The sequence below is a fragment of the Agrobacterium sp. CG160-95 genome (genome assembly GCF_053521725.1).
Map to the genome: position 1 here is coordinate 194,456 of NZ_JBNWDU010000004.1, position 24,546 is coordinate 219,001.

Annotated in this window: 24 protein-coding genes, 1 tRNA gene and 1 pseudogene; 15 read left to right on the forward strand and 11 right to left on the reverse strand. The window is 58.2% G+C overall.

Annotated elements, in window-relative coordinates:
• Positions 1 to 204: 204 nt before the first annotated feature.
• Positions 205 to 528, forward strand: a pseudogene (locus ACQZ63_RS15300) (DUF2325 domain-containing protein); the annotation flags it as partial.
• Positions 509 to 796, forward strand: coding sequence for a hypothetical protein (locus ACQZ63_RS15305; RefSeq protein ID WP_113556481.1), 288 nt, complete (start codon positions 509 to 511; stop codon positions 794 to 796). The pseudogene ACQZ63_RS15300 and the gene ACQZ63_RS15305, both read left to right, overlap by 20 nt.
• A gap of 7 nt (positions 797 to 803) precedes the next feature.
• Here the strand turns inward: ACQZ63_RS15305 and ACQZ63_RS15310 are convergent, their stop codons facing one another.
• The 3 genes from ACQZ63_RS15310 to uppO form a co-directional block, all read right to left on the reverse strand.
• Complete coding sequence (locus ACQZ63_RS15310) at positions 804 to 1,169, reverse strand: DUF423 domain-containing protein (protein WP_019565130.1); 366 nt, start codon at positions 1,167 to 1,169, stop codon at positions 804 to 806.
• On the reverse strand, positions 1,166 to 1,567 hold the full coding sequence (locus tag ACQZ63_RS15315; protein ID WP_013636696.1) for a group II truncated hemoglobin: 402 nt from the start codon (positions 1,565 to 1,567) through the stop codon (positions 1,166 to 1,168). The genes ACQZ63_RS15310 and ACQZ63_RS15315 overlap by 4 nt, the downstream gene beginning before the upstream one ends.
• Before the next feature lie 135 nt (positions 1,568 to 1,702).
• Positions 1,703 to 3,118 carry a polysaccharide biosynthesis phosphomannomutase UppO gene (uppO, locus tag ACQZ63_RS15320; RefSeq protein WP_113556496.1) on the reverse strand — a complete coding sequence of 472 codons (1,416 nt, stop codon included), beginning with the start codon at positions 3,116 to 3,118 and terminating at the stop codon, positions 1,703 to 1,705.
• Between the two features lie 259 nt (positions 3,119 to 3,377).
• Here uppO and uppM point away from each other — a divergent pair, with 259 nt between their 5' ends.
• Entirely contained in the window at positions 3,378 to 4,997 is a 1,620-nt protein-coding gene (uppM, locus tag ACQZ63_RS15325; protein WP_448799310.1) for a polysaccharide biosynthesis protein UppM, read from the forward strand.
• A 16-nt stretch (positions 4,998 to 5,013) separates the two neighbouring features.
• Here uppM and ACQZ63_RS15330 read toward each other — a convergent pair whose 3' ends face one another.
• Positions 5,014 to 5,223, reverse strand: coding sequence for a hypothetical protein (locus ACQZ63_RS15330; RefSeq protein WP_003513853.1), 210 nt, complete (start codon positions 5,221 to 5,223; stop codon positions 5,014 to 5,016).
• Positions 5,224 to 5,463: 240 nt separating this feature from the next.
• Here ACQZ63_RS15330 and uppL point away from each other — a divergent pair, with 240 nt between their 5' ends.
• A complete protein-coding gene (uppL, locus tag ACQZ63_RS15335) occupies positions 5,464 to 6,279 on the forward strand; it encodes a polysaccharide biosynthesis UDP-hexose transferase UppL (RefSeq protein ID WP_034502051.1) in 816 nt (271 codons plus the stop codon).
• 530 nt (positions 6,280 to 6,809) lie between these two features.
• Here the strand turns inward: uppL and uppJ are convergent.
• Both uppJ and uppH read right to left on the reverse strand, forming a co-directional pair.
• Positions 6,810 to 7,754: a polysaccharide biosynthesis UDP-hexose transferase UppJ gene (gene uppJ / locus ACQZ63_RS15340; RefSeq protein ID WP_113157369.1), complete on the reverse strand. Its 945-nt coding sequence runs from the start codon at positions 7,752 to 7,754 to the stop codon at positions 6,810 to 6,812.
• 8 nt (positions 7,755 to 7,762) lie between these two features.
• Positions 7,763 to 8,674 carry a polysaccharide biosynthesis endo-1,4-beta-xylanase UppH gene (gene uppH / locus ACQZ63_RS15345; RefSeq protein ID WP_013636689.1) on the reverse strand — a complete coding sequence of 304 codons (912 nt, stop codon included), beginning with the start codon at positions 8,672 to 8,674 and terminating at the stop codon, positions 7,763 to 7,765.
• Between the two features lie 280 nt (positions 8,675 to 8,954).
• Between uppH and uppI the strand changes: the two genes are divergently transcribed.
• Together uppI and uppG are read left to right on the forward strand one after the other, a co-directional pair.
• Positions 8,955 to 10,025: a polysaccharide biosynthesis UDP-hexose transferase UppI gene (uppI, locus tag ACQZ63_RS15350; protein ID WP_113556480.1), complete on the forward strand. Its 1,071-nt coding sequence runs from the start codon at positions 8,955 to 8,957 to the stop codon at positions 10,023 to 10,025.
• Between the two features lie 2 nt (positions 10,026 to 10,027).
• Entirely contained in the window at positions 10,028 to 11,107 is a 1,080-nt protein-coding gene (uppG, locus tag ACQZ63_RS15355) for a polysaccharide biosynthesis glycosyltransferase UppG (protein ID WP_111784092.1), read from the forward strand.
• 37 nt (positions 11,108 to 11,144) lie between these two features.
• On the opposite strand, the gene ACQZ63_RS15360 is transcribed toward uppG, so the two are convergent.
• The gene (locus ACQZ63_RS15360; RefSeq protein ID WP_038492918.1) at positions 11,145 to 12,215 is read right to left on the reverse strand and encodes a hypothetical protein; all 1,071 of its coding nucleotides are present in this window, start codon (positions 12,213 to 12,215) and stop codon (positions 11,145 to 11,147) included.
• 512 nt (positions 12,216 to 12,727) lie between these two features.
• Here ACQZ63_RS15360 and uppW point away from each other — a divergent pair.
• The 7 genes from uppW to ACQZ63_RS15395 all read left to right on the forward strand — a co-directional run bounded on the left by uppW (position 12,728) and on the right by ACQZ63_RS15395 (position 20,655).
• Entirely contained in the window at positions 12,728 to 14,143 is a 1,416-nt protein-coding gene (uppW, locus tag ACQZ63_RS15365) for a Wzy-type polysaccharide biosynthesis protein UppW (RefSeq protein ID WP_111790624.1), read from the forward strand.
• 161 nt (positions 14,144 to 14,304) lie between these two features.
• The gene (locus tag ACQZ63_RS15370) at positions 14,305 to 15,081 is read left to right on the forward strand and encodes an ABC transporter ATP-binding protein (RefSeq protein WP_013636684.1); all 777 of its coding nucleotides are present in this window, start codon (positions 14,305 to 14,307) and stop codon (positions 15,079 to 15,081) included.
• Positions 15,082 to 15,125: 44 nt separating this feature from the next.
• On the forward strand, positions 15,126 to 15,896 hold the full coding sequence (locus ACQZ63_RS15375) for a transporter substrate-binding domain-containing protein (protein WP_003513835.1): 771 nt from the start codon (positions 15,126 to 15,128) through the stop codon (positions 15,894 to 15,896).
• Between the two features lie 22 nt (positions 15,897 to 15,918).
• Positions 15,919 to 16,641, forward strand: a complete 723-nt coding sequence (locus tag ACQZ63_RS15380; protein ID WP_013636682.1) for an ABC transporter permease — start codon at positions 15,919 to 15,921, stop codon at positions 16,639 to 16,641.
• A 12-nt stretch (positions 16,642 to 16,653) separates the two neighbouring features.
• Positions 16,654 to 17,343: an ABC transporter permease gene (locus ACQZ63_RS15385; RefSeq protein ID WP_013636681.1), complete on the forward strand. Its 690-nt coding sequence runs from the start codon at positions 16,654 to 16,656 to the stop codon at positions 17,341 to 17,343.
• A gap of 20 nt (positions 17,344 to 17,363) precedes the next feature.
• On the forward strand, positions 17,364 to 18,278 hold the full coding sequence (locus ACQZ63_RS15390; RefSeq protein WP_065662173.1) for a homocysteine S-methyltransferase family protein: 915 nt from the start codon (positions 17,364 to 17,366) through the stop codon (positions 18,276 to 18,278).
• Between the two features lie 427 nt (positions 18,279 to 18,705).
• Positions 18,706 to 20,655, forward strand: coding sequence for a methyl-accepting chemotaxis protein (locus ACQZ63_RS15395; RefSeq protein WP_448799311.1), 1,950 nt, complete (start codon positions 18,706 to 18,708; stop codon positions 20,653 to 20,655).
• Positions 20,656 to 20,808: 153 nt separating this feature from the next.
• Here ACQZ63_RS15395 and ACQZ63_RS15400 read toward each other — a convergent pair whose 3' ends face one another.
• Both ACQZ63_RS15400 and ACQZ63_RS15405 read right to left on the reverse strand, forming a co-directional pair.
• Positions 20,809 to 21,048, reverse strand: coding sequence for a hypothetical protein (locus ACQZ63_RS15400; RefSeq protein ID WP_025594288.1), 240 nt, complete (start codon positions 21,046 to 21,048; stop codon positions 20,809 to 20,811).
• A gap of 277 nt (positions 21,049 to 21,325) precedes the next feature.
• Positions 21,326 to 21,402 (reverse strand) — tRNA-Arg (locus tag ACQZ63_RS15405).
• Positions 21,403 to 21,924: 522 nt separating this feature from the next.
• Here ACQZ63_RS15405 and ACQZ63_RS15410 point away from each other — a divergent pair.
• Together ACQZ63_RS15410 and ACQZ63_RS15415 are read left to right on the forward strand one after the other, a co-directional pair.
• The gene (locus tag ACQZ63_RS15410) at positions 21,925 to 22,431 is read left to right on the forward strand and encodes a MarR family winged helix-turn-helix transcriptional regulator (protein WP_003513721.1); all 507 of its coding nucleotides are present in this window, start codon (positions 21,925 to 21,927) and stop codon (positions 22,429 to 22,431) included.
• A 193-nt stretch (positions 22,432 to 22,624) separates the two neighbouring features.
• The gene (locus tag ACQZ63_RS15415; protein WP_019565143.1) at positions 22,625 to 22,903 is read left to right on the forward strand and encodes a hypothetical protein; all 279 of its coding nucleotides are present in this window, start codon (positions 22,625 to 22,627) and stop codon (positions 22,901 to 22,903) included.
• A gap of 35 nt (positions 22,904 to 22,938) precedes the next feature.
• Here the strand turns inward: ACQZ63_RS15415 and ACQZ63_RS15420 are convergent, their stop codons facing one another.
• On the reverse strand, positions 22,939 to 23,415 hold the full coding sequence (locus ACQZ63_RS15420; protein WP_111798817.1) for a hypothetical protein: 477 nt from the start codon (positions 23,413 to 23,415) through the stop codon (positions 22,939 to 22,941).
• A 74-nt stretch (positions 23,416 to 23,489) separates the two neighbouring features.
• Positions 23,490 to 24,494 (reverse strand): LysR family transcriptional regulator, encoded by a 1,005-nt coding sequence (locus ACQZ63_RS15425; RefSeq protein ID WP_003513718.1) that lies wholly within the window; start codon positions 24,492 to 24,494, stop codon positions 23,490 to 23,492.
• Positions 24,495 to 24,546 lie beyond the last annotated feature (52 nt).

Genomic DNA, 24,546 nt, shown 5'->3' on the forward strand with positions numbered 1-24,546 from the left:
AGGAAAATTATCACCTTTATACTTTACTCCAAAACTCATCTTTATTATGGTGCCGGCATCCCGAACGTCGGGGCATGAAAAAATCAACCGGCAGGTGAGGGAATGGCACGCAAGGAAAAGAAGAAAGCCGAACGCGGCGGCAAGCAGGGCAAGGGCGCGCCTCAACCTGAAAAGGATGTGGCCGAACAGCAGCTTTCCGGTCCGAAGAGCTTTCTTTATGTTGGCGGCCGTGACTGTCAGGTTGCCCATCTTCGCCAGATCGCCAGCAATTTCGGCGCCGAGCTTATCCATCACGATGGCGGATTGCGTGAGGCGGTCTCGCGTATCGACACTGTTCTTCCCTCCGTCGACTGCGTTTTCTGCCCGATCGACTGTATCAGCCACGATGCGTGTCTGCGGGTGAAGTCCGGTTGCAAGAAATTCGGCAAGACGTTCATTCCGCTGCGCAATGGCAGCAAATCCAGTCTGGAGCGGGCGCTGCAGACGATGAATGAACGGACCTTAAACGATGAGCGACGAGCGCAATAATTTCAAGGATGCAGAGCAGGCGGTGGCTGAGGCCTGCCACGTGGAGCTGCACAAGATGGCCGATCAGGGCGCCGATCCGGCCCTGAGGGAGATGTATGAAGTCGTCGGCGAACGCGAGCGGCGCAACCGCGCCGCAGCTGACGGCGGCAATGTGCTGGCTTTTCCCTATCTGCGCACCCGCCAGCCGGGCGAAAAGCCGTTCTTCGAGATCGGTGACGCGGCTCAACGTGGCGGCAACATCCTGTCGTTTCGCTGGAAACGGCGTTGATGCCGATTTAGCCCCTCGGCTTCAAAAATGCACCGGCGCAAAGCACCAGCCATCCCGCGATCATGCCGAGGCCACCCAAGGGGGCCGCGTAGGGAAACAGGCTGTGACCGGAAAAATGTCTGGTGACGAGATCACCAACAAAAACCGCCGTGCCGAAGCCAAGAATCAGCCCTGCCGGAATGGCGGTTCTGATGCGGTCCGCGCCGATATGCAGTGCCACAAGCACAGGCGCATGGGCGAGCGCCATGGTCGAGGCGTTGCCAAGCATATAGGTTTCGCCGGTATGGGTGGCGGCGGCGGCAAGCATGACGCCGGCAGCACCCAAAAGGCTGCCCAGCAGCAAAATCAAGGCGCGCAATCTTTCCGTCGTCATGGGTTATTCGCTTCCTGATTTTGCATGTGGAAGGCCAGCCGCTCCACCGGTCCCCAGATGATGTCCCGGAGCTTTGCGTTCTCGATGGTCTCGTCCATCGCGCGGCGAAAGCAGAGCAGCCATTCGTCCCGCTCGGCGGGTCCGATAGGGGCCACGAAATGACGCCTGCGCAACATCGGGTGGCCGTGTTTTTCGACATAGACCGGCGGTCCGCCAAGATATCCGGTCAGATAATCGTAGAACTTGCTTTCGCTGCCGGAAAGATCGGCTGGATGGATGGCGCGGCAATGCGCCGCCTCTGGCAGGGTGTCCATCAATTCGTAGAAGCGCCGGGTCAGTGCTCTGACTGTGGCATCGCCGCCGATCGCTTCATAAAGGGTAATGGTCTCGCCGCTCACATCCCGCCTCCTTGAACCCTGCGGCCCTTATCGCTTTCCGGAGCGGGAAGAGCAACAGGCAAAGACGGGATGCGACATTTGCGACACTGGGACATTCATGGTGGCCGTCCGCTTCAAGCGTTCAGCGCCATCCACTCATCCAAAGTTGCGGATGAGATCGAGGCCCTTGTTGAGCAGCGTTTCGGCTTCGTCCTGATTGGCAGCCTCGACGTAGCAGCGCATTTCCGGAGCATTGCCGGAAGGGCGGAAATGGATGGTGCTGCCGTCTGTCAGCGCCACGCGCAGGCCGTCAATGTCGCTCAGCGCCTTGACCGTGCCCACGGGGGCGAGGAAGGTTTCGAGATTATCCCGCGAGGCGCGCAGATGCGTCATCAGGGCAGCGCTCTTTTCCTGTGCGAAGTTTTCCAGACGATCGGCAGCCGCGACCGGCAGGTTATAGGCGGCGGCAATCTGCGATAGCGGCTTTTTCTGCTCGGCGGAGAGAAGCAATACGGCGAGGATGGGCAGGAAGCTGTCCCGAGTCGGCAGGGGCGATAGCGGTTTGCCGTTCAATGTGAAGGTGGAGGCTGTTAGAAGGCCGCCATTGGCCTCGAAACCCATGACGCCGTTGTTTCCTTCGGCAAGGGCCTGTGCCATGCCGGCGATCACGAAGGGCGAACCGACCCTGGTGCGGATGACCTTGAACGAACCGCTCGCCTCAATGCCGGAATTGGAGGTGACGGGGGTGACGACCACGCCGGCATCGAGAAAATTCGCCGTGATCAATCCGATCAGGTCGCCGCGCAGCGGCACGCCGTTTTCATCGGCAAGCAGGGGCCGGTCGCCGTCACCATCGGCGGAAACGATGGCATCGAGGCCGTGTTCCGGTGCCCATTTTTTGAGAAGCTCCAGCGTTTCACGGGAGACCGCCTCGGTATCGACCGGAATGAAGGTCTCGGAACGGCCGAGCGACACAACTTCGGCGCCATAGTGGGCGAGAACGTCGACGAAGAGATCGCGCGCCACCGTGCTGTGCTGGTAAACGCCGATCTTCAGGCCCGACAGCGCCTTTTCCGGCAGGAGTGCGGCATTGCGCTCATAAAAGAGCTCGGCTGCAATTGCGGAATGGTCGTCCGCCGTTTCGGCCTCGTCGTTAATCCCTTCAGCCTCGACTTCGGCTGCGAGTGCGGCGATCGCCGTTTCGTCCTGTTTGTCGATCTCGCCGTCCGGGCGGTAGAACTTGATGCCGTTGCGGTCGGCCGGAATATGCGAACCCGTTATCATCAGCGCGCCGGCCTTGAGGGAAAGTCCGTAAAGCGCCAGTGCCGGTGTCGGCACCGTGCCGCAATCGAGCGGTGCGAGGCCGGCCTTTTTCAGCGCGGCGATACAGGTTGCGGAAACATCCGGGCTCGAATCGCGGAAATCGCGGGCCACGAGAATGGGGTCGCCCGCCTTTGCCTGACCCGATGTGAGAAGGTGCCTTGCAAATGCCGTTGCGTAGACGGCCGAGGCCTTTCCTTTCAGATCGACAGACAGGCCGCGAAGGCCGCTCGTTCCAAATTTCAGGCTCATGCCAAACTCCGTTTCGATAAAATCTTTGAGGTTCAAATGGATAATACAAAAATATAACGCCAGAAAGAACCGTATCGATCCATTCAAGTCAATCATCTCTTTCATGGACGCGGCGAATAGGTGATGATGGCGGGGGATGATGCGGGTAACCTAAAATTCACCCGTTATATCTAGACTTGCCGGTTAATAGTGGTTCTGGCGACGATGAAAACCATCTGTTGCAGGCCTTTTTTGTGGTTCGTTCAAGTTGGATTGGCTGATGTACAGGCTTCAAAAGGCGGGACATAAGCAGGCACGTCCGCTGGATGAAAAAGCGGCGCCCGCCGCCAGACCCCACGGTTCCCTGCTGGACGATCTGGTGGATGAGGATGAGGTTTTCGAGCGCACGGTGCTGAAAGAGCATCTTGAGCCGAAGCCGGCGGCTGCCGTTGCCGAACCCGCTCCGGCTGAAAAGCCCACAAGGCCGACATCGCCAAGCAACAGTTTCGCGGCCACGCTGCCGGGCCTGAAATATATCGACCGGATCGGTGTCGACGAGGTACTCGGCTGGCTGCGTGCCGGGATCGTCTGGATTGTGCTTGCGATCATTATCTGCGTCGCGGCTGCACTCGCCTACGCCTATATGACGCCGCCGCGTTACACCGCCTATACGGATATCGTCGTCAATCCCTCCAACCTGAATGTCGTTAATGACGGGGTATTTTCGCCCAACCAGCAGCGCGACACCCAGATTCTCGAAGTGGAGAGCAAGCTGCGTACCGTCACGTCGCGCAACGTGCTGGCGCGGGTGGTGGACGGGCTGAAACTGGATGAGGACCCGGAATTCATATCCCCACCGCCTCTTGCGCGGCTGAAAGCATTTTTTTCACCCAAGCCGGAAGATGGTGACAACAAGGTCGGCGCGCTTCGTTCGCTGGGCGAACGGGTTGCGGCGGAACGGGATCCGCGTTCCTTCGTGGTGACGCTTGCGGTCTGGACCAATGATCCGGACAAATCCGTGACAGTCTCGAAGGCGATGGTGAAGGCTTTCGAAAGCGAGTTGTTCCAGACGACCTCCGACAGCAGCCTGCGTATCGTCGATGATCTAAAGAAGCGGCTTGAGGAAATGCGCCAGAACGTGACGGTTGCCGAAAAGCGCGTCGCCGATTTCCGCCGCGAAAACGGCCTGCAGGAGAATAACGGCCAGCTGGTCAGCAATCTGGCATCAGGAGAGCTGAATGCGCAGGTTCTTGCCGCGCAGCAGCGCGTCATTCAGGAGGAGTCGCGCCTCAAGCAGATGCAGGCGGCGATTGCCCAGAACCGCACCCAGAGCGACGCGATCTTCGACAGCCAGACCATGAACACCATCCGTGCGCAATACAGCACCTTGCAGCAGCAGATCGGGGCGATGACGCTGACCTATGGCGCCCGCCATCCGCGTCTGGCGACGGCGGGGGCGGAACGCGACATGCTGGAACGCGGCATTGCGGATGAGGCGCAGCGGATTTTGCTGGCGGCCAAGACCAATGTCGCCGAGGCCCGCTCCTCGCTTGATGCCCTGCGGCTGAAGGCGGTTGCGGAACGCGCCAACGTCTTCACCGACAATGAGGCGCAGGTGCGGCTGCGCGATCTGGAGCGAGACGCCAACTCAGCTGCCGCGATCTACGAGACCTATCTCAACCGATCACGCCAGATCGCCGAGCAGCAGACAATCGATTCCACCAATGTGCGGGTGATTTCGCAGCCGGTAGCGCCCAATTCCAGAAGCTGGCCGCCCGGCAAGCTGATCTTCCTGATCGCCGGTGGCGTGGGCGGTCTGTTCCTTGGTCTCGGAATTGCCATCGCACTTGGGCTTTTGGGTTTTCTGCGCCGGACAGATCACGCGGAACGCTACGCCTGAGGGCTGCGACCGCCGATTACTCCTCGGACATCAGGCCGTCATAGACTTCGAGCAGGGCGGCGGCGATGGCGGCACCCAGCGCATTACCCGCATCGCGAATGCCTGTCTCGTCGCCGTCACGGACCGAAACGGCAAGATCGGACGCCTCATTGGCGACGATTTCTTTTGCCCGTTCGATGGCCCAAAGGCCGAAATCGCCGCGGTTGTCGATCGATATGGTTTCCATGGCCGGGACCTTTTCTATGGTGTGGTTTCGTCGTCCCTTAACCCATCAACCGCAAAACCGGAATAGGGTGAGGAGAGGTTGGGGTGGTCACTCAACCCCCGGGCGTATAATTGTTTGATTCAAGCGTCAGATTTATAAGAATATTAATGATAGTTATTCGTAGTGTTTGAAGCCTTATACCTTAATCCTATGCGTGAATATAACAGTGAAACGATGCCTATCTTGGACACCGGACAGAATATGACAGGGAGAGATGTCCCGCATGCGGAAGGGCCTGGCACACACTGGCCGGTTGTTCCGCTTGCGGCTTTGCCCATCACCGATGCGACCATCGAAGAGACGGCGCAGGATTTTATCCTGCGGGCGGAACGTGAACGCGCGGCCGGCGCAAAGCCGTTCTATTCGACATCGGCGAACGGTCAGGTCATCGCACTCTGTCACCAAGACAAGGAATTCGAAGCCCTGCTGCGGCAGGCGGACCAGATTCATGCCGACGGCATGTCGCTGGTGATCTTTTCCCGCCAGTTCTGCGTAAGGGCGCTGCGGGAACGTGTGGCGACGACGGACCTCGTTCATGCGGTGGCCCGGAGGGCTGAGGCGACCGGCACGCGGTTCTATTTCCTCGGCGGTTCCGAAGAGGTGAACCGCGCGGCAGTCGAGGAAATGCAAAAGCTCTATCCGCGGCTTGTTTTTGCCGGTCGGCGCAATGGTTATTTCAGACCCGGCGACGAGGAGGCGATCCTTGCCGATATCGTCGCATCGCAGACCGATATTCTCTGGGTGGGCTTCGGCATACCGCTGGAGCAACGTTTCGTCGCGCGCAATCTCGACAGGCTTTCCGACATTGCGGTGATCAAGACCTGCGGCGGTCTGTTCGATTTTCTCGCGGGCAAGAACAGCAGGGCGCCACAATGGATGCAGGATATGGGGCTCGAATGGCTCTACAGGGCCATGCTTGAGCCGAGGCGTCTCGGCAAGCGCTACCTGCTGACCAATCCCATCGCCATATATTCGCTGCTGAAGCACCGCTACGGGTTCGGGGCCGGCAAGGTCTGAAATCTGCGCATTCTCGTTAATTTTTTACCGAATTTCCCCTGACCGTCTGACCGGTTCAGGATCGATATCATGTGAGCGGCATCTGCCGGCGCATGCAATCATCATATGGAGTCGCGCTATATGAGGTCGCTCTAACGTATCGGGGTGGAGGTGTCTTTCCGCGGAAAATCGTTGCAAGTGGGCGTAACGGCGGTACACTGAGCGGATATTACATATTTATTCGAATCAGAAATATATTGAGGACAGCGATGGTAATTACGTCCATTTCTCTTTTCGTATATGGGATTGGCACCGTTACTTCTCTTGCCATGACCTATATAGAAGGCGCCCGCCGCGACAAGGATTGGGACTTTTACCGGGTGACCGGTATCATCCTTTGTTTCTTCTGGCCGGTTCTTGTGCCGCTTCTCATTCTTGCAGCCGTTTTTTCGTCATTCGCTTCCCAGAAACGGCATGTGAATGGGATCTCTCTGCGCAGGGAAAAAACCCTGAGCTGAAAAGCTGATATTAACTGCCGGACGAGCCCGCGTTCAGGCCTTTTTCGCCGGCGCCTTATAGGGCGTGAGCGTAATACCGAGGCTCGCCATGACGCGGCCGATGGACATCAGCGGTGGATGCGTGGCGGGCAGCAGCGCACCGGTTTTCAGGAATGCGGAAACGGCGCGGACCAGTGACAGGCACAGGCTGACGACGTTTTTGGCGGCAAGCAGCAGCCCGCCCTTCAGGCCGGGGCGTCGGGCGCGGTCGATGCTGTAATTGATGATCCCGGTTCGGAGCGAGCGCTCCATGATCCAGCGCGGCGCCATGCGGTTTTCCGGCACATATTCGATGATGAGGGCTTGAGCGTTCCAGGCGAATTTGAAACCCGCCTTTCGGCAACGGGTGAAGAAATCCATGTCGCCGCCGCCAAGGAAGTTGAACCGTACATCGAATTCCGGCTTTTCCAGCGTTTCGAAAACCCGCCTCGAGATCAGGCAATTGCCGGACCCATGGATTTGATCGACTACGCCGGTGGGTGCCTCGATGGAACCGAACAGCGGGTGTGCCAGAACCGCCTTGGGTGCGGGCGCATCGAATTCGCGATCGACCGGCCCGCCGACGATATCGACGCCGAAGGATTTTGCGGCAGAGACCATTTCAGCGAGCCAGACGGGCGAGGCCGCTTCGTCGTCATCGATCATCAGAAACCACTGCGCGGATGGATAGTTCTGCCGCGCCGTGCGGAATGCCGTGTTGATGGCGTAACAATTGCCCTGCGTCGGCTCAACCAGCGTCTGGCCCATCATTCCGCTCTCGGCAAAAAAAGCGCGCGCGACGGCCAGCCCCGCCTGGCCCACCCCGTCATTATCGACGACGACGATGGCGAAGGGGAAATCGACCTTCTGGGCTGCCAGCGAGTTCAGCGTCTTCTGCAAACCTGCAGGCCTGCGGAAACTCGGAATGCACACCACCGCTTCCGGCATGATTTCGGACATGGACACTCCTAAATTCCGGCAAGGGCTGCGGCGGAAAACACGACGGCGCGCAGGCTTTGGCGCGGGCGATTGACAAATGTATCGGCAAGCGCCGAAAAGGCCTCGCGATAGCGCCGGGCGCGAAAGGCCTGCGCCACGGTATAGGCATTCATGTGATTTTCGGATTTGCGGCGAAGCCGGCGCAATTCCTGCGGCGCAATGGCGGCGACGATGGCGGGATCGGAAAACACCGCTTCGATCGCCGGTTCGCAATCCCGGAATGTCAGAAGGCGGTTCATCATCACGCTTGTCCGGTGCACCCGGTAATCCAGCACGTGGCGGCCGGGCAGATAGGCGAAACGGCCGGAGGCAGCCAGCCGGCACCAGCCATACCAGTCTTCCGCATAACGCAATGTCTCGTCGAAACCGCCAAAATCCTGAAAGATGCGGGTTTTGACCAGCATGATGCCGCCATTGACGATGAAGTTTCCGCCCAAAAGCGGCTGGAGGATGAAACCATCAGGTTTTTCCCGCCGTCTGATGAGGTTGCGCCGTCCGATCTTGGCGCCATTCTCGTCAATGCGCTCATAATCACCGTAGACGGCAACGACATCCGGTCCGGAGATGCCGGCGCATAGGGCGGCGATCGCGCCCGGCTTCACGCGGTCGTCGGCATCGAGAAACATCGTCCATTCACCGCGCGCCTGCGACAGGCCGAAATTGCGCACGGCGGAAACGCCCTGCCGTCCCTGCGGCCGGGCCAGCAGTTTTACGCGGGGATCGGCGAAACTTTGCACCTTTTGCGCCGTTGTGTCGGTGGAGCCGTCATCGACGACGAGCACTTCGCAAACGGTTTTCCCCTGAGACAACACGCTTTCGATCGCTTCCACGATGTAACGCTCGCCGTTGCGAACGGGAATGACAATCGAGACGGAAACCAATATTTTTACTCCATCAGGGGCGGGTCAACAATTCTCACACTGAAGTTACTACCGGATTAAGCCGGCTTGCGCCAATTGTGACGTGGTATAGCGTCAGTTAACCTTGCAAATCTTTAATATCCTTTTGGCATGATCAAGATGTTATGTTTTGAGAAATAGAGCGTCGTGCGGCCATTGGGACGCATCAATGACGTTCTGACAGTTGTGATATGCGCATCGTTCCTTTCGAAAATCGCTTTCGATTTTCAGGCCGATGCACCGGGGTTGTGGAGGCGGGCGAATGCGGATCGGGCGGCGGAATTTTCTGAGTGGCGCTGCAAGCGCGGGCCTGTTGCATGCCATGGCCGGGCAGGGCGTTGCCGCGACCAGGAAAACGTCGACAAAGATTGCCCCTTACGGTGCGGCCATCTATCTGCCGGACCTTACCGCCGATAGCCGCATCGGCGAAGCGGTGGTCAAATATTGCTCGCGCATCACACCCGTTACTGAAATGAAATGGGAGGTCATGCGGCCTTCGGCAGACGTTTTCGATTTTGCCGCTGCCGATGCGCTTGCGAACTTCGCGCGCCAGAACAAACTCACCATGCATGGTCATCCGCTTATCTGGTACGCTTCCAACGCGCCCTGGCTTGCCAGCATCGGCAGCGGCGCGAAGGTCGAGAAGTTGATGGAAACCCACATCGTCAAGGTGATGGAACGGTACAAGGACGTGATACACAGCTGGGATGTGGTCAATGAGCCTATCCCCGACGTGCCCGGCAATGTGCGCTCGCGCCGCGACGCCTGGTATTATGGCGCAGGCCCTGACGCCATCAAAAAGGCCTTTGACATCGCCCATTCCGTCGATCCGAAGGCCCAGCTCGTCCTCAACGAATATGATGTGGAATTTGCGGTCGAGAAATCGCCGGCCAAGCGCGCGGCCTTCCGCAATCTCATTCTCGAGTTGCTAGAGAAAGGCGCTCCGATCAACGCTATCGGCCTGCAGGGGCATCTGCGCGGTGGCTGGCCCATTGCGAAAGACGAGCTTGCGGCCTTTACCAAGGAAATGCGCAGTTATGGTCTTGCCGTTCTGGTGACGGAACTGGATGCGATGGACCAGACGCTTCCCGCCCCGGAAGCCGAGCGCGACATGCTGATAAACGGTCAGGTCCGCGATTTTCTCGAAGCGGCGTGCGAAGGCGGCCCGCTTTCCTCCATCACCACATGGGGCATTTCGGACCAATATACCTGGATTCGCTGGGCCTATCCCCGCCGGGATGGCACCGCGAACCGGCCGCTGCCGCTCGACTGGAGCTTCAACGAAAAACCCATGATGGCCGTCATCAATGAATTCCGGAACCGTGGTGCGTAATTATGACTGCTGAAATGCCGCTTCCTCCCGTACATAAGGCGCTGCAAATCAATCTGCATCCCTTCGACGCACCGCATGCGGCCCTGACCGTTCCGCATCAGCTGCGGGTCTGGGGCGGGCAGGTGGACCGCATTCTCCTGACGGTGGATACCGGCCAGGTTGGAGCCGGCCGCTACAAGGGCAACGGTTTCGAGGCCGCCAGCAAACGCCTGTTTGACATGCTGGAGGAAATGCAGGCCAACTATCCGCATCTGCATGTGGATATTGCCGACTATAGCGATGCGGCGCGCAGTGCGGTGGCGGAGACGTTCTTTTCGCGCTCGCCGGTTCCTTATCCCGCCAAGGCTTTCGACGGCGGGCCTTTCCATGTTTATTTCCACGGGTTGAAACGTGCCAACGCCCGTTATGTGCTGCATATGGACAGCGACATGATGTTTGGCGGCGGCAGCCAGAGCTGGTTCAACGAAGCCATTGCGCTGCAGAAGGCCAACCCGGACGCGCTCTGCATCACGCCGTTTTCCGGGCCGCCCACCGTGCGCGGCGATCTCGATATCTCCCGCCATGTCGGCATGCCGGGGGTGAAGAACATTCCCGAACCGCGCAAGCTGCCGAGCCGCGTTCCCACATGGCGGTTCGCGACCGTTTCTACCCGCCTGTTCATGATCGACATGGACCGTTTCGCCAAGCGTATCGGCTCGCTCGAACTGCTGAGACCCGACGTCAAACGGCGCATCCGCTCCTATGCCTATAATCAGCAACCGGTCTCAATGCCTGCCGAAGAGGTGCTGAGCGACAATATGATGCGCATCGGCGTATACCGGCTTGATTTTCTCGGCACTGGCAACGGCATGTATTCGCTGCATCCGCCCTATCGCTCGCCCGAGTTTTACGCGGCGCTGGGCTCCATCGTCGAGCGTATCGAAAAGGGTGACGTTCCCGAGGGCCAGCTCGGAGATTTCGATATCAACGGATCGATGGTGGACTGGTCGAGCGCCCTTGCGGCCAAGACGCGCTCCAAACGATATGCGAAGGCGCTGCGTCACCTGATTTCAGCGAATGTCCAGCGCTTCACTGGGGCATAGAAGGCTCGGCACTTTCTTCACAACCGGCGCAAGTGCCTTAGAAATCTGTGATGAGCTTGCTCCAGCTTTCCGAGCTTAGCCCGCCAATATAGATATCGCCGGCAAGCGCCCGATCCCGGAGGGCTTCATCCCGGGTGGCCATGCAGAAATAACCGCGATGATGGAAGGTCACGTGGTTCTGACGGTAGAGCGCGTTCATGAGAAACGGTTGCGACATGCCGGTGACATGGGCATAGTTTTCATCATCGAAATGGCGGAACAGCGCACCGAGCACGTCGTTTTCGCGACCGGCATCGCAGACGAGGTTCAGCACATAGGCGGTCCGTCCCGCCTGTCCGAAATACAGGGCAGCGCCGATGATGCGGCCTTCGGCATTTTCGATCGCCAGGCTGCTCAATTCACCAAGGGTGCCGTTGGTTTTACTCATTTCGATCAGCCAGTGGAATTCCTCGTGGGACCATTCCGGGCGGACGGAAAAACGCTCGATCATTGTCAGCGCGTTTCGTCGGAACGTCTCGAAATCCACCGGTCTGACCGTGGTGCCGGCAACTTCATTGGGCCTTATGCCCTTTTTCCACGATCGCAGGATACGGTCCACAAATCCAAGCGCCATAAGTCCGGGCCTGGATTTGACTACCTGTGAACGGCGCGGCATGCGCAGGGCAATCGCGCTGAAAGGCTTGAGCGCCTTGTGCCATTGCAGGCTTTCCATCGGCAACATGCTGCCGCCGATCGCAAGCCAATGATCGGCGCTGACGGGGGAGGCCGTGTCCGAAAACAGCATATCGTGTTTCGTCGCGCGCATGCCGCGGGACAGGCGCGCGGCGCCGAGTGCGCCGAGTTTTCCTTTCGACGCGAAAGCACATAACAACCTTGCGGTAATGGGTTTTCCGTTCGCGACAAACCGCATGGGGACGGCAAGGATAACGCTGGTAACCCCGCTCTCTCCAGCATCGTAGACAACGCTGCCATATTCGGGATCAAACACAGGACTGCTGAAAAACAATGTTTCGACGTAAGCGCCGAAGTCGAAGTTTCTATCAAGCCCGGTCTTTTTGAACGCGCTGTTGAGCACAACCTCGACAGCCGGAAGATCGTCCCTGCGCATGGGTCGAACGCCGGGCGCAGCTGGCTGAACCGGGCGTTGTGTCGCCCCTTCGTTGTTGCTATCGTCCATATTGGTGTGTATCGGAACGTCCACCGTCGGTTTCCAGCTATTTACGCGTTTATGAAATCAACCATAGGCAGTGTAGATTTTAATATATTAATATAGGTATAAAACTTGCAATTCTGCGGTACCGTAAATATCATCCGGAGAATAAATCGCCTTGTTTCAATCTGTTAGTGGATGCCGCCCGTATTGCGTTAGGTTAACAAAATATACTTAAACAAGCAACTAATGGACGAAATATGGAGCGATTTTGCTGTTATTTTTGAGTTTTGGAATTTAACTTCCAGATGCGAGGGTGGTGTCCCTTGTCTGCCGATTCCGATTTCCTGAAGAAAAAAAGCGGCAAGTCCCGGCGCTATTCCTCCGTGTATTATGGATAACTAAAAAATAGGGTTTTGACGGGATATTCATTTTACCGAGACGAAGCATCGGGTACGATGTGAGAAAGTATGGAAAAAGGTAGAGAAAATTACCTGATGGATGCAGCGCATGATGAGCAGGCGAGTGCCGCCTGGCGGAATGCACTGTTTTATGTGACGTTCTTTTATTTCACGGTCGGCTTCTCGCCCTATATCTCGCTTTCCTCGACCTATCTGGGGTCCGCCATGGCGGCCGGGTCCAACCTCCTCAACCAGCTCACCGCGATCATCCTGCTCATCAGTTTCGTGGCGTTCATGGCAAAGGAGCGGTCGTCTTCCATCGTCTTTACGCCGCGTTTGCTGATGCTCGCGATCTTCGGCTGGTATATCTTCACCTCAGTGGTGGGCGGCGCGCCGGTGTTTTCGCTGCGGCGGCTTGCCATGTGCGCCATCATCTGCGTGCTCGCCAGCTGCTTCCTGCAATTGCCGCGCACCGAGCGGCATTTCACCACGCTGCTTGCCACATGCGTGCTGATCATCCTGTTCCTCTGTTATTTCGGCGTTGCTGTCCTGCCGTCGCGGTCGATCCATCAGGCAAGCGATGCGCTGGAGCCGCTCCTCGCAGGCAACTGGCGTGGGGTCTTCCGCCACAAGAACGAGGCAGCCTCGATCATGGCGGTGCTGATGATCGTCGGGATTTATCTGTGCAAGCGCTGGTCCCTTATCGGCGGCCTGGCGGTGCTGTTGCTGTCGTTGATCTTTCTCGTCAAGTCGGGTGGCAAGACCGCGCTCGGCCTGATGCCGATCATCATCGCCACGGGCTGGTTCATCGTGGGCTGGCCCAGATGGCGTTACGCTGTTGTGACCGTGCTTCTGGGAACCTTCGCCGTGGTGATCGTCGGCACGACCGTTGATCCGGTCTTTTCACAGATGCTGACGAAACTGGGGATCGACGCCAGTTTCACCGGCAGAACCGATATCTGGACCGTCTCGATAGATTATATCCGCCAAAGCCCGATCGTCGGATACGGCTACCAGGCCTTCTGGCGCAGCGACACCCTGATGACGAGCTTCACCGAGAACAATACCTGGGCAACGACGGCGCCGGATTCCCACAATGGCTATTTCGACCTTGTGCTTGGCGGCGGCGTGCCAGGTCTTATTCTGGTGCTGACGTGGATTTGTCTGATGCCGCTTCGCGATCTCGGCAAGATGGATGAGGCCACGCGCAAAAGCCCGCTGACGAAGCTCTATGTCGGCGTCTGGCTTTATGTCCTGCTCTACGGCTTTCTGGAAACGATGTTCTTCCTCAGTACCGGTTTCGTCTGGTTTTTCCTCGTCGTTGCCGTGATGGGCCTGCGTTTGCAAGCGAATGCCAGCCTTGTCGAGGATGAGGCGCAGGCGGAGCCGCAATTGGCCCTGACTGGCAGTAACGCGGCCAGCGTGGCGAGGCGCATCAGGGGCAAATCGCGCAGATCGTTGCTCGCAGATGATATTTTGAAATGATTTTTCGTTTCAAATGTGTAAAAGAGCCTGATATTGCGCGCGTTTGCAGCAGGTTTCGCTAAACATGCGTGGCTTAAGTCTTTGTTGTTATGCATGTCCTGTCGCAAAACCGCTCCGCATTTTGCTCGACACGCAATGAACCGGATCGGCAAGGTCAATAAATGGCAGATACAGGCGCCTGTGCGCTCGAAGCGGATGACATCCACAAGAGCTTCGGCACACACGAAGTTTTGAAGGGCGTTTCGCTGAAGGCCCACAAAGGCGATGTGATATCGATCATCGGCTCGTCCGGTTCCGGCAAGAGTACCTTCCTGCGCTGCATCAACTTTCTCGAAACGCCGGATCGCGGCCGGGTCATCGTCAATGGCGAGGAGATCGCCATGAAGATTGGCAGGGACGGCAAGGCTGTGCCGAAAAGCTGGCGGCAAGTGGAAAAGCTGCGTACAGGGCTTGGCATGGTGTTCCAGAATTTCAATCTCTGGGCCCACCGCACCGTTCTGGAAAATGTCATCGAAGCGCCTGTTCACGTTCTCGGCGTCAAGCGGCAGGAGGCGGTGGAAAAGGCCGAAGCCCTGCTGAACAAGGTTGGCCTTTACGACAAGAAAAATGCCTATCCGGCGTTCCTCTCCGGCGGGCAGCAGCAGCGCGCCGCGATTGCGCGCGCGCTCTGCGTGGAGCCGGCGGTGATGCTGTTCGACGAACCCACCTCGGCGCTCGATCCGGAACTTGTGGGCGAGGTGCTGAAGGTCATCCGCGATCTGGCCGAGGAAGGCCGCACCATGCTGCTCGTTACTCACGAGATGCGCTTTGCGCGCGATGTTTCCACCGAGGTGATGTTTCTGCATCAGGGCCGTGTGGAGGAAGCGGGGCCACCGGCGCAGGTGTTCGGCAATCCCGTAAGCGCCCGTTGCAGGGAATTTACCGGCGCGCTGGCGTGATGGCCGTTTCGCTTCGCCGTTTGTTTTAACAGGAGAGACTTTAAATGAAATTCTTCGCCACGCTGCTTGCCGGAACGGCATTTGCGGTTTCCGCCTTCACCGCCAGCGCCGATGTCCGGTTCGGCATCATGAACGAATCCTACCCACCCTTCTTCGCCAAGGATGCCAGCGGAAAGTGGCAGGGCTGGGAAATCGATCTCATGGACGCCGTCTGCGCGGAAATGAAGGAAAAATGCTCGATCGTCGAGCTTTCCTGGGATGGCCTCATCCCGGCTCTGCAGACGAAGAAGTTCGATGTTATCTGGTCGTCCATGTCCAACACGGAAGAACGCGAGAAGGTCATCGATTTCACCAACAAATATTACAACACGCCGAGCAAGCTGATCGGCGCCAAGGATGGCAAGCCGGGTGCGGCGCCGGAAGACGTCAAGGGCAAGACCATCGGTATTCAGGTCGCGACCATCCAGTCCGAATATTACAAGAAATATTTCGCTGCTGTCGCAGACGAAAAGACCTATCAGACGCTGGACGAGGCGTTTCAGGATCTCGCAGCCGGCCGTATCGACTACGTGTTCGGCGACTCGCTCGTTCTCGATGCCTTCGTGAAGAGCGATGCCGGCAAGGATTGCTGCGCCGACATGGGCAACGTTGCGGATGACAAGGAAATCCTCGGCCTTGGCGTTTCCGGCGGCCTGCGCAAGGACGACACCGAACTCAAGAACAAGCTGAACGCTGCTCTCGCTGCCGTTCGCGCCAGCGGGAAGTATGACGAGATCACCAAGAAATACTTCAGCTTCGATATCTACGGTAAGTAATTTCTCCTGACCGGTCACATAAATGGCAAGCCTTGAAACCACGCTGCAACTGCTGTCGCCCTATCCTCCGGGATGGGGCGGCACCCTTTTGAAGGGTGCGGCGTCGACGCTTGCCATTTCCGCCGGTGCCTATCTGATCGGCATCGTCATCGGGCTTGCCGGTGCACTTGGCAAGCTCTCCGGCAACAGGCCGCTTGGCCTTCTGCTCAATCTCTACACGACGGCAATCCGCGCCGTTCCCGAACTGATCCTCATCGTCGGGCTTTATTACGCCGGTACTGATGGCCTGAACCGGCTGCTACAACTGGCAGGCCTGCCGCCTTTGGAAGTCAACGGTTTCGTTGCTGCTGTTGCGGTTCTGGGTTTCGTGCAGGGTGCCTATATGACCGAGGTGCTGCGCGGTGCGATCCTTGCCATTCCGAACGGGCAGATCGAGGCGGCGCGCGCCTTCGGCATGTCGCCGGCCTTGCGTTTCCGCCGTGTGGTCTTGCCGGCACTGTTGCCGAACGCCCTGCCGGGCCTTGCCAATCTCTGGCTTGCGGTAACGAAGGATAGCGCGCTGGTGGCGGTTGTCGGTTATCAGGAACTGGCGCTTGCGACACGGCTGGCGGGGGCCAGCACCAAGCAATATTTCCTGTTCTTTCTTGCCGCAGCCCTGCTTTACCTTGCCATTACGCTGGTTTCCAACCTCGTCTTTTCGCTGCTGGAGCGCCGTGTGCGGCGCGGCCAGCCGGCGTTGGCATAAAGGGGAAGCTGCATGGATTTTTCATGGATCGCCAAATATTGGCCGCTGCTTCTGTCCGGTGCCTGGCAAACGCTTGCGCTGCTCGTGATCTCCGTCAGCATTGGTTTTCTTCTCGCTATCGGGCTTGCCTTCGCGCAGGTCAGCGGCGGGCGGGTGACAAAAATTCTGGCGCGCGCCTATTGCACCTTCTTTCGCGGCACACCGCTTCTGATCCAGCTCTGGCTGCTCTATTATGGCGTCGGCTCGTTTCTGCCGATGATCCCCGGCTTACGTCAGAGTTTCATGTGGCCGGTGCTGCGCGAGGGCTTCTTTTTCGCCGCCGTCAGCTTCACACTGAATTACGCGGCCTATGAGGCCGAGGTTCTGCGCGGCGCGTTGCTGGCTGTGCCAAAGGGTGAGCTGGAGGCCGGCCGGGCTTTCGGCATGGGCCGTTTCACCCTTATTCGCCGCATCTGGCTGCCGCGCGCCATCCGCATCGCGCTGCCGACAATTGCGGGCGAGGTGGTGATGCAGCTCAAAGCCACGCCGCTTGCCTTTACCGTGACGGTGATGGACCTCTACGCCGTCGCCTACAAGGTGCGGCAGGACACGCTGCTCGTCTATGAGCCGTTGATCGTCGTAACCGTCTTTTATCTCATTCTCACCGCCATCATCGCCCGCTGTTTCGGTCTTATCGAACAGCAGGTGCCGGTCCGGCGGTAAACCGTTCAAGGAGCATGAACATGGGCACTATCCGTATTCTCGACGGCGGCATGAGCCGCGAATTGCAGCGGCTCGGCGCCGAGCTGAAACAGCCGGAATGGTCGGCGCTGGCGCTCATCAATTCACCTGATATCGTGCGGCAGGTGCATCAGGAATTCATCGAGGCCGGTGCCGATGTCGTCACCACCAATTCCTATGCGCTGGTGCCGTTCCATATCGGCGAGGAGCGTTTCCAGAAGGATGGCGCATCGCTGATCGCCCTTTCCGGCAGGCTGGCACGTGAGGCTGCGGATGCCTCCGGCCGCGACGTGCTGGTGGCCGGTTCGCTGCCGCCGATCTTCGGCTCCTATGAGCCGCAGAATTTCGATGCCACGAGGGTGCAGGACTATCTGAAGGTGCTGGTCGACAATCTCGCGCCCTTCGTCGATGTCTGGCTGGGTGAGACGCTGAGCCTGATCGCCGAAGGCGAAGCGGTGCGGGAAGCCGTGGCCGCAACCGGCAAACCGTTCTGGATTTCCTTCACGTTGAACGACGATGCGGCTGCGACAGGCGGTGGCGAGCCTGCGCTGCGCTCTGGTGAAACGGTAAAGGCGGCGGCCGAATGGGCGGCGCAATCTGGTGCTGCCGCCCTTCTGTTCAATTGCAGCAAGCCGGAAATCATGAAAGCCGCCGTGGAAACGGCATCCGCTGTCTTTGCGGAAAAGGGCGTTTCGCTTGAGATCGGCGTTTATGCCAATGCCTTCGAAGGTGAACAGGGCGATTCCGCCGCCAATGAAGGTCTGCACGGCACGCGCACCGACCTGACCGACGATGTCTATTCGCGGTTCGCCTGCTCCTGGGCGGATGCCGGCGCAACCATGATCGGCGGCTGCTGCGGCATTGGCGCTGCCCATATCCACACGGTTGCAACGGCATTGCGGCGCGCGGCCGCCTGACGCTACCGCGAGCGCTCCCAACGCCACTATCGGGAATGCATGCGGCAGGCTGAAAGGCCTGCCGTTTTTTTGTCCCGTGCAAATTCGAAGCAGATCATGCGGCATAAAGGAATTTTAAAGTTTTAAAGTATAATTGTTGTATTTGTAAGTAAATAAAAGAATATTATAAAGTACTGTCCCTTGATCTTCTTCCTGTTGCGGCCAGTCTTTTCCGTCTGTCGCGTAGCCGCCGGATTCCCGGAACAGGTGCTTGCATAAATTTCAGGGCAGGCATCCCCCTGCGGGCCAGATGCATGATGCAGTTTGCGACAAGGGCCGATGATCCGGCTGATGGGGCCTTGATGATCAAGGCTTTAGACGTGCAATGTCATTTTTGCCGAACACCTCCGGCACGGGAAAGGAGCGGCATCCATTTCAGGAGCTTCCCGTGTCCTTTCTTCAAAATGCCCGTATCCGCACCAAAATCCTGTCACTCATTTTGCCACTCTGCATCGTCGGTCTCGGGGCCACCGCGTTCATGGCAACGCGTTACAAGGAAGCCGACACGCTTTATTCCGAATTCATCGCCAGCGATAATGCTGCGCTGGTGGAGCTTGCGCGGGCAAACCGTAATCTCGTCGCCCTGGCATATGGCGCCTATCAGGTCATGGCTTACGATGCGAATGCTGCGGAAATCAACGTTGCCAAGCAGGCTTATATTGACAGCAAACGCGAGCTTCTGGAGCGGCTGGGCAATGTCAAGACAGTGTTTCCGGAAGAGAGCGCTGCTGTCGATACCTTGATCGCGCAATCCCAGTCCATCGCGCAAATTACCGACAAGGCTGTCGAGTTTGGAATGGCGAACAGAAATGCGGAATCCGCCGTGCAACTCGCCCACGCAGACGTCTCCATCCAACGAACGTCAGCCATCATAACGGCATTGCTGGACAAGCTTGCCAAGGGTGTTGCGACAGGCAGCGACGATCTGACGGATCAGACGAATTCCACGATCCTGACCTCGCTTGTTGTGGTTGGCATCAGCTTTGCAGCCGGCATCATTCTCGCGCTGTTCGTGGCCTCGCGTGGCATCACAACGCCGATCGCCCGCCTGCGGGAGCGTATGGTGTCGCTGGCAGGCGGCGATACGGCAGCCGAGATCGATGGCATGGACCGCAAGGACGAAGTCGGCCAGATGGCGGTTGCCGTTCAGGTGTTCCGCGAGAGTGCGATAGAGCGCATTCGTCTCGAACAGGAAACCGAAGCCAATCGCAGCCTTTCGGAAAAGGAACGCATCGCGCGCGAGCAGCAGAAGGCCAAGGAAGCTGCCGACGTCAAATTTGCCGTCGACAATCTTGCAACCGGTCTTTCGAAGCTTTCGGATGGCGATGTGTCCTACCGCATCGGCCAGCCGTTCACGGCGACACTCGACGGCGTTCGTAACGACTTCAACATGTCCGCCGAAAAGCTGCAATCGGCATTGACCCGGGTTGCGCAGAATGCCGGTGGCATCGGCGCGGGCGCAAACGAGATCAAATCGGCCGCCGACGATCTGGCCAAGCGTACCGAACAGCAGGCAGCAGCCGTGGAAGAAACCGCTGCCGCTCTGGAAGAGATCACCACGACAGTGAAGGATTCCACCAAGCGAGCGCAGGAGGCCGGCCTGATCGTCAGCCGCGCCAAGGCAGGTGCCGAACAATCCGGCGAAGTGGTACGCCGTGCCGTGGTCGCCATGGAGCAGATCTCCAAATCCGCTAACGAGATCAGCAACATCATCGGCGTGATCGACGAAATCGCCTTCCAGACCAACCTTCTTGCGCTGAATGCCGGCGTGGAAGCTGCGCGTGCGGGCGAGGCGGGCAAGGGCTTTGCCGTTGTCGCGCAGGAGGTGCGCGAACTGGCGCAACGCTCCGCCAATGCGGCCAAGGAAATCAAGGCGCTGATCACCACCTCGAACGATCAGGTGCAGCAGGGCGTTCAGCTGGTGGGCGACACCGGCAAGGCACTGGCGACGATCGTATCGGAAGTGCAGGAAATCAACCGGCACGTCGTCTCCATCGTGGAATCCGCGCAGGAGCAATCCTCCGGCCTCCAGCAGATCAATACCGCGGTCAACCAGATGGACCAGGACACGCAGAAAAATGCTGCCATGGTGGAAGAGACCAACGCCGCCAGCCACAATCTGGCCAAGGAGGTAGCTTCGCTCAACCAGCTTCTCGCGCAGTTCAAGCTCGCCGATACCGCCTATCAGCAGAAGAGCCAGCCCGCTCCGGTTCGCAATGCCGGCGGCAACGACAGATACGTGGCATCCCCCGTACGCGCGCTTGGCCGCAAGATTGCATCCGCATTCTCCGGTAACGCTGCTGTCGATACGTCAAAGGACGACTGGCAGGAGTTTTGATCGCCATACGATTGGCATCATGCCGATCCACGCCCGGAGATGACGCAAGGCTTGCGGGCCTGACATCCGGGCCGTGATTTAAAAACATGCCGCGCAGGGTCCGATTGCTTGCGCGGCATGGCTGAAGGAGGCGCGTGCCGCCGCGTCGGTAAATCAGTCTGGCATCAAATCGGAAATCTGCCCATGTGAGACCAGCAGGCGCGGGTTTGTCATGCTGCCGCTTTCCTCGTCGACGGTAACAGCATAAGCCGCAACGCCGATGTGGCGCGATGCCATGGCGCTCGCTATCTTTTCGGCGGACGCCGCATTGGAAGCCTGCCGCATTTCGCCCGGCACAATGCCCCCGCGTCCCTTTTTGAACTGCACTACAATAATCTTTTCAGCGTCTGACATATCTCGTGCACTCTCGTTTGTTCTTTAAATGTTCTAGTTATATAAGAGATTCAACATGGTGTTACGCCCCGTTTTTGGGGCCGCCAAAGTTCTACAGTACTATTGGAAGCATTGGGTGAATTTCGACGCGAACGGAAGAGTTTTACACGTAACAGGTTGAAGTCGTTACGATGGGCCGAGCTTCCCAATTACATGCTTACGAACTCAACGCTGAGCGTCCGTTATATTCGGCTCAGTGTTTTCGAGGTCGTTCTTTATTCCGTACTCTGCAATAAAATGGCGCACCCGACAGGATTCGAACCTGTGACCTTTGGAATCGGAATCCAACACTCTATCCAGCTGAGCTACGGGTGCAGCGGTCACGCTTGAATCGCGTGCAGCGGTTGGTTCATACCCCAGCTTTCTTTCCGCATCAATGTCTAAAAATCAAAGATTTACGAAATGGGGCCTGTTTTCCGGTGTGGGGGAGAGCCTGGGTTGCTGCGAGGGCTGCTGTCTGCATGTTTGCGATAGCAGGGCGGTATGTTGTTTGCGGTATTGCGTTTCTTCCTGATAAGGCGTTTCCCTTTTAAGTAGTATTTTACGTCCGCATCCAGCGGCTGTCCTGGCGCTTTTGTACACAGGCGGGTTGATTGTCGTATTGCCTTTCAAACTAGGCGGGGGAGGCGGTTTCTGACCCTAAAAATCGGTGGGTAAATAATCATACTTTTCTTTTGCGCCCGATGGTGATTACGAGACAGGGGTTGTCGCAATGGGTATTAACTGTCAAATTATTATACAATATTAGTATCATCTACATTTATTTGGGATACAGTTTAGTCCTGTTGTCGGTTATCATTCCGGCAGGGTTAAGGAACGAATCAGGCGGGGGATCGGATGGCTTTGCAATTGGCACATAGCAACGGGCCACGGGCGGAAAAGGCCGAAAGCGGCGGCACGCAGGCGGAACATTTAAACGCTATCGACTATGGATTGTTGACGACCGCGATCGGTTATCATTTGAGGCACTCGCAACTTGCCGTGGCAAACGGCTTTTCCGACGTGCTGGCGGAGATGGGATTGCGGCCGGCCGATTTTTCCGTTCTCGTCATAGTCGGCGGCAATCCGGGCCTCAAGCAGAGCGATGTGGCCGAGGCACTTGGCATACAGCGTGCCAATTTCGTCGCGATCGTCGATAGCATGGAAAGCAAGGGATTGCTTGTCCGCCGCAGGTCGGAAGAGGACAGGCGCGTTCATTTCCTCGACATGACGGATGAGGGCAGCAGCCTTCTTGAGCGCCTTTCCGATGCATGGCGTGACCGCGAGGAAAAGCTGATCGACCGGATCGGCGGCAAAAAAGCCCGTGACCAGCTGCTGGCCCTGCTTGGACGCCTGCGGGACTGAGCGGTAGCGGTATCGGTCAAGCCGGTCGGCAATCCCCTGCCTCTCCCTTTCACGAGGGTCTGATTGGTAGGGGGTCGATTTGCGTTGCAATTTTCCTGCGAAACGGCCAAGACGCCTTGGACGTGCCAACGCCTTTGGCGCGCGTCATGCCGCAACTGCGCAATGTTCTGGAGAGGCCCGAAACGGGAACGCCATGCTGATTATCGATACGAGCCATCCGCTTTATCGCCGCTTGTGGGTCAGATTGCTCATCGTCGGCTTCTGCGCCGCCTGGTCCGTCATCGAATTCGTCAATCGCGAATTTTTCTGGGGCACGGTTGTCGGCGGCGTGGCGGTCTATGCGGCCTATGAGTTGTTGCTGAAGTTCAAGCCCGCCAGCGAGGAGAACGCTGGAGGCAAGGCTGACGCGGCCAGGGACGATTCAGACGAGCCAGTGGAAAGCGCACCCACGGATAGAAACGACGCCGGCTGAGGCGAGCTTTCCGGGCGTAAAACCGCTACCTGCCTCTACTGGAAATGTTCACGGGTTCGCAGCATCCGGATCGCCTGGTCAATCAGGAGATTTGCCGCTGTCATGCGCAGCGTCGCATTGTGCCGGAATTCCGGTCTCACTCCGTCGGGATGATTGAGCCTTGCGAAGGCGCGGCGCTTTTCCGCAAGCGTTGCGGCGGTGTCGGTTTCATGGATGGCCAGTTCTGCTGAAACATCCGCGAGCGAGGTCTTTTCGAGATGGGCCGGCATGGGTTCGGGTTGGGGTTCCGGCTGGGGCTCGGCAAGCGCAACGGGCTCCGGCAGAAAGGCCAGATAGGCGTCGAGACTGGCGTTTCCCGGTTGCGGTGCATCCGGATAGGTATCCACGACGAAGCCAGAGCTGAAACCCACAATACGATGACCGGTGGGCGGCGTCGGCTCCGCGCTCTCGTCTTCTTTTTCCTGTCTCAGTCTTTCAACGACCGACTCGAAGACGGATTGTCCGAAAAGCATGCGGCTATTCCCTGGGCAAGTCCCGATAAATCCGGCCTCTATATACAATGAAGTTGGCGTCTGGCTTGCCTTCCTCAAAAGCCCGTCAGTTTGCGGCTTTCATCCAGAACCAGATCGTAGAGCAGCCGGGCGCTGGGCGGCAAAACGCGGCCTTTGGTGGTGATGATGCTGTAGGGCTTGACGACAAGCTCGAAATCCGTCGGCAGGATGCGGGTGCGGCCGATATCGGCCTGCTGACCGGCCACGAACTCGGCCATGTCCTGCGCGATTGGCGCAATTGCATCCGTGTTGCAGATAAGGGCAAGCGTCAGCACCACGGATGGCGTGTTGATGACGTTGCGCGGCATGGCGACGCCGTGAGTAAGGAATACGTCTTCCATCGTTCTGCGCAAAAGCGCGCCGGGCGGCTGGAAGACCCAGTCGTAACCGGACAGATCCTGCAATGTCACGGGCTCGCCGTGGAGCAGGGGATGGCCCTCGCGAACCACCAGGCAGGCGCGCTCGATGCCAATTTCATGGATGGAGAACAGGCCGGGGTCGAAATCATCGGGGATGCGGCCGATGATGAAATCGTGACGTGCGGCCAGAAGTTCCCGCGCCAGCACGTTGCTACTTTCCACCTGCACGTTGATCTCGATACCGGGATAGGTGTCCATCGCCCGTCTTATGGCGGGCACGACCAGGCTGATGGCCGGCGCGGTGACGGCGCCGATATAAACCGATCCGCCGCTGCCGGATTTCATCTGGTTGAGTTCGCGGCTCGCCTCACGCAGCTCCAGCAATATGGTGCGGGCGCGCCGCGCCAGCGCCTCGCCGAACTTGGTCAGCACCACACCACGCGACGCTCTCTGACAGAGCGGGCTTTTGACGATTGCTTCCATTTCCGAGAGCATGCGCGATGCCGCCGGCTGCGTCATGTTCATGGCGGCGGCGGCGGCGCTGACCTGCCCGTGCTCCTCGATCATGACCAGCATGCGCAGGTGGCTCATCTTCAAGCCGGCGCGCAGCAAAGGGTTGTCTTCGAAGACGAAGAGCGCATCCGCTGTTTGCGTCTGCTCATACACTTTTTGGTTGCTCATTCGCCGGCTTATACCCCTCAATGGTTATTGTATCGATTTAATATATCATAAT

Excerpts from the sequence above, each read along its gene's own strand:
- ACQZ63_RS15305 (WP_113556481.1), top strand. The coding sequence starts at position 509 with ATGAGCGACGAGCGCAATAATTTCAAGGATGCAGAGCAGGCGGTGGCT.
- ACQZ63_RS15310 (WP_019565130.1), bottom strand. The coding sequence starts at position 1,169 with ATGACGACGGAAAGATTGCGCGCCTTGATTTTGCTGCTGGGCAGCCTT.
- uppO (WP_113556496.1), bottom strand. The coding sequence starts at position 3,118 with ATGAGCCTGAAATTTGGAACGAGCGGCCTTCGCGGCCTGTCTGTCGAT.
- uppM (WP_448799310.1), top strand. The coding sequence starts at position 3,378 with ATGTACAGGCTTCAAAAGGCGGGACATAAGCAGGCACGTCCGCTGGAT.
- ACQZ63_RS15330 (WP_003513853.1), bottom strand. The coding sequence starts at position 5,223 with ATGGAAACCATATCGATCGACAACCGCGGCGATTTCGGCCTTTGGGCC.
- uppL (WP_034502051.1), top strand. The coding sequence starts at position 5,464 with ATGACAGGGAGAGATGTCCCGCATGCGGAAGGGCCTGGCACACACTGG.
- uppJ (WP_113157369.1), bottom strand. The coding sequence starts at position 7,754 with ATGTCCGAAATCATGCCGGAAGCGGTGGTGTGCATTCCGAGTTTCCGC.
- uppI (WP_113556480.1), top strand. The coding sequence starts at position 8,955 with ATGCGGATCGGGCGGCGGAATTTTCTGAGTGGCGCTGCAAGCGCGGGC.
- uppG (WP_111784092.1), top strand. The coding sequence starts at position 10,028 with ATGACTGCTGAAATGCCGCTTCCTCCCGTACATAAGGCGCTGCAAATC.
- ACQZ63_RS15360 (WP_038492918.1), bottom strand. The coding sequence starts at position 12,215 with ATGCGCAGGGACGATCTTCCGGCTGTCGAGGTTGTGCTCAACAGCGCG.
- uppW (WP_111790624.1), top strand. The coding sequence starts at position 12,728 with ATGGAAAAAGGTAGAGAAAATTACCTGATGGATGCAGCGCATGATGAG.
- ACQZ63_RS15370 (WP_013636684.1), top strand. The coding sequence starts at position 14,305 with ATGGCAGATACAGGCGCCTGTGCGCTCGAAGCGGATGACATCCACAAG.
- ACQZ63_RS15375 (WP_003513835.1), top strand. The coding sequence starts at position 15,126 with ATGAAATTCTTCGCCACGCTGCTTGCCGGAACGGCATTTGCGGTTTCC.
- ACQZ63_RS15380 (WP_013636682.1), top strand. The coding sequence starts at position 15,919 with ATGGCAAGCCTTGAAACCACGCTGCAACTGCTGTCGCCCTATCCTCCG.
- ACQZ63_RS15385 (WP_013636681.1), top strand. The coding sequence starts at position 16,654 with ATGGATTTTTCATGGATCGCCAAATATTGGCCGCTGCTTCTGTCCGGT.
- ACQZ63_RS15390 (WP_065662173.1), top strand. The coding sequence starts at position 17,364 with ATGGGCACTATCCGTATTCTCGACGGCGGCATGAGCCGCGAATTGCAG.
- ACQZ63_RS15400 (WP_025594288.1), bottom strand. The coding sequence starts at position 21,048 with ATGTCAGACGCTGAAAAGATTATTGTAGTGCAGTTCAAAAAGGGACGC.
- ACQZ63_RS15410 (WP_003513721.1), top strand. The coding sequence starts at position 21,925 with ATGGCTTTGCAATTGGCACATAGCAACGGGCCACGGGCGGAAAAGGCC.
- ACQZ63_RS15415 (WP_019565143.1), top strand. The coding sequence starts at position 22,625 with ATGCTGATTATCGATACGAGCCATCCGCTTTATCGCCGCTTGTGGGTC.
- ACQZ63_RS15420 (WP_111798817.1), bottom strand. The coding sequence starts at position 23,415 with ATGCTTTTCGGACAATCCGTCTTCGAGTCGGTCGTTGAAAGACTGAGA.
- ACQZ63_RS15425 (WP_003513718.1), bottom strand. The coding sequence starts at position 24,494 with ATGAGCAACCAAAAAGTGTATGAGCAGACGCAAACAGCGGATGCGCTC.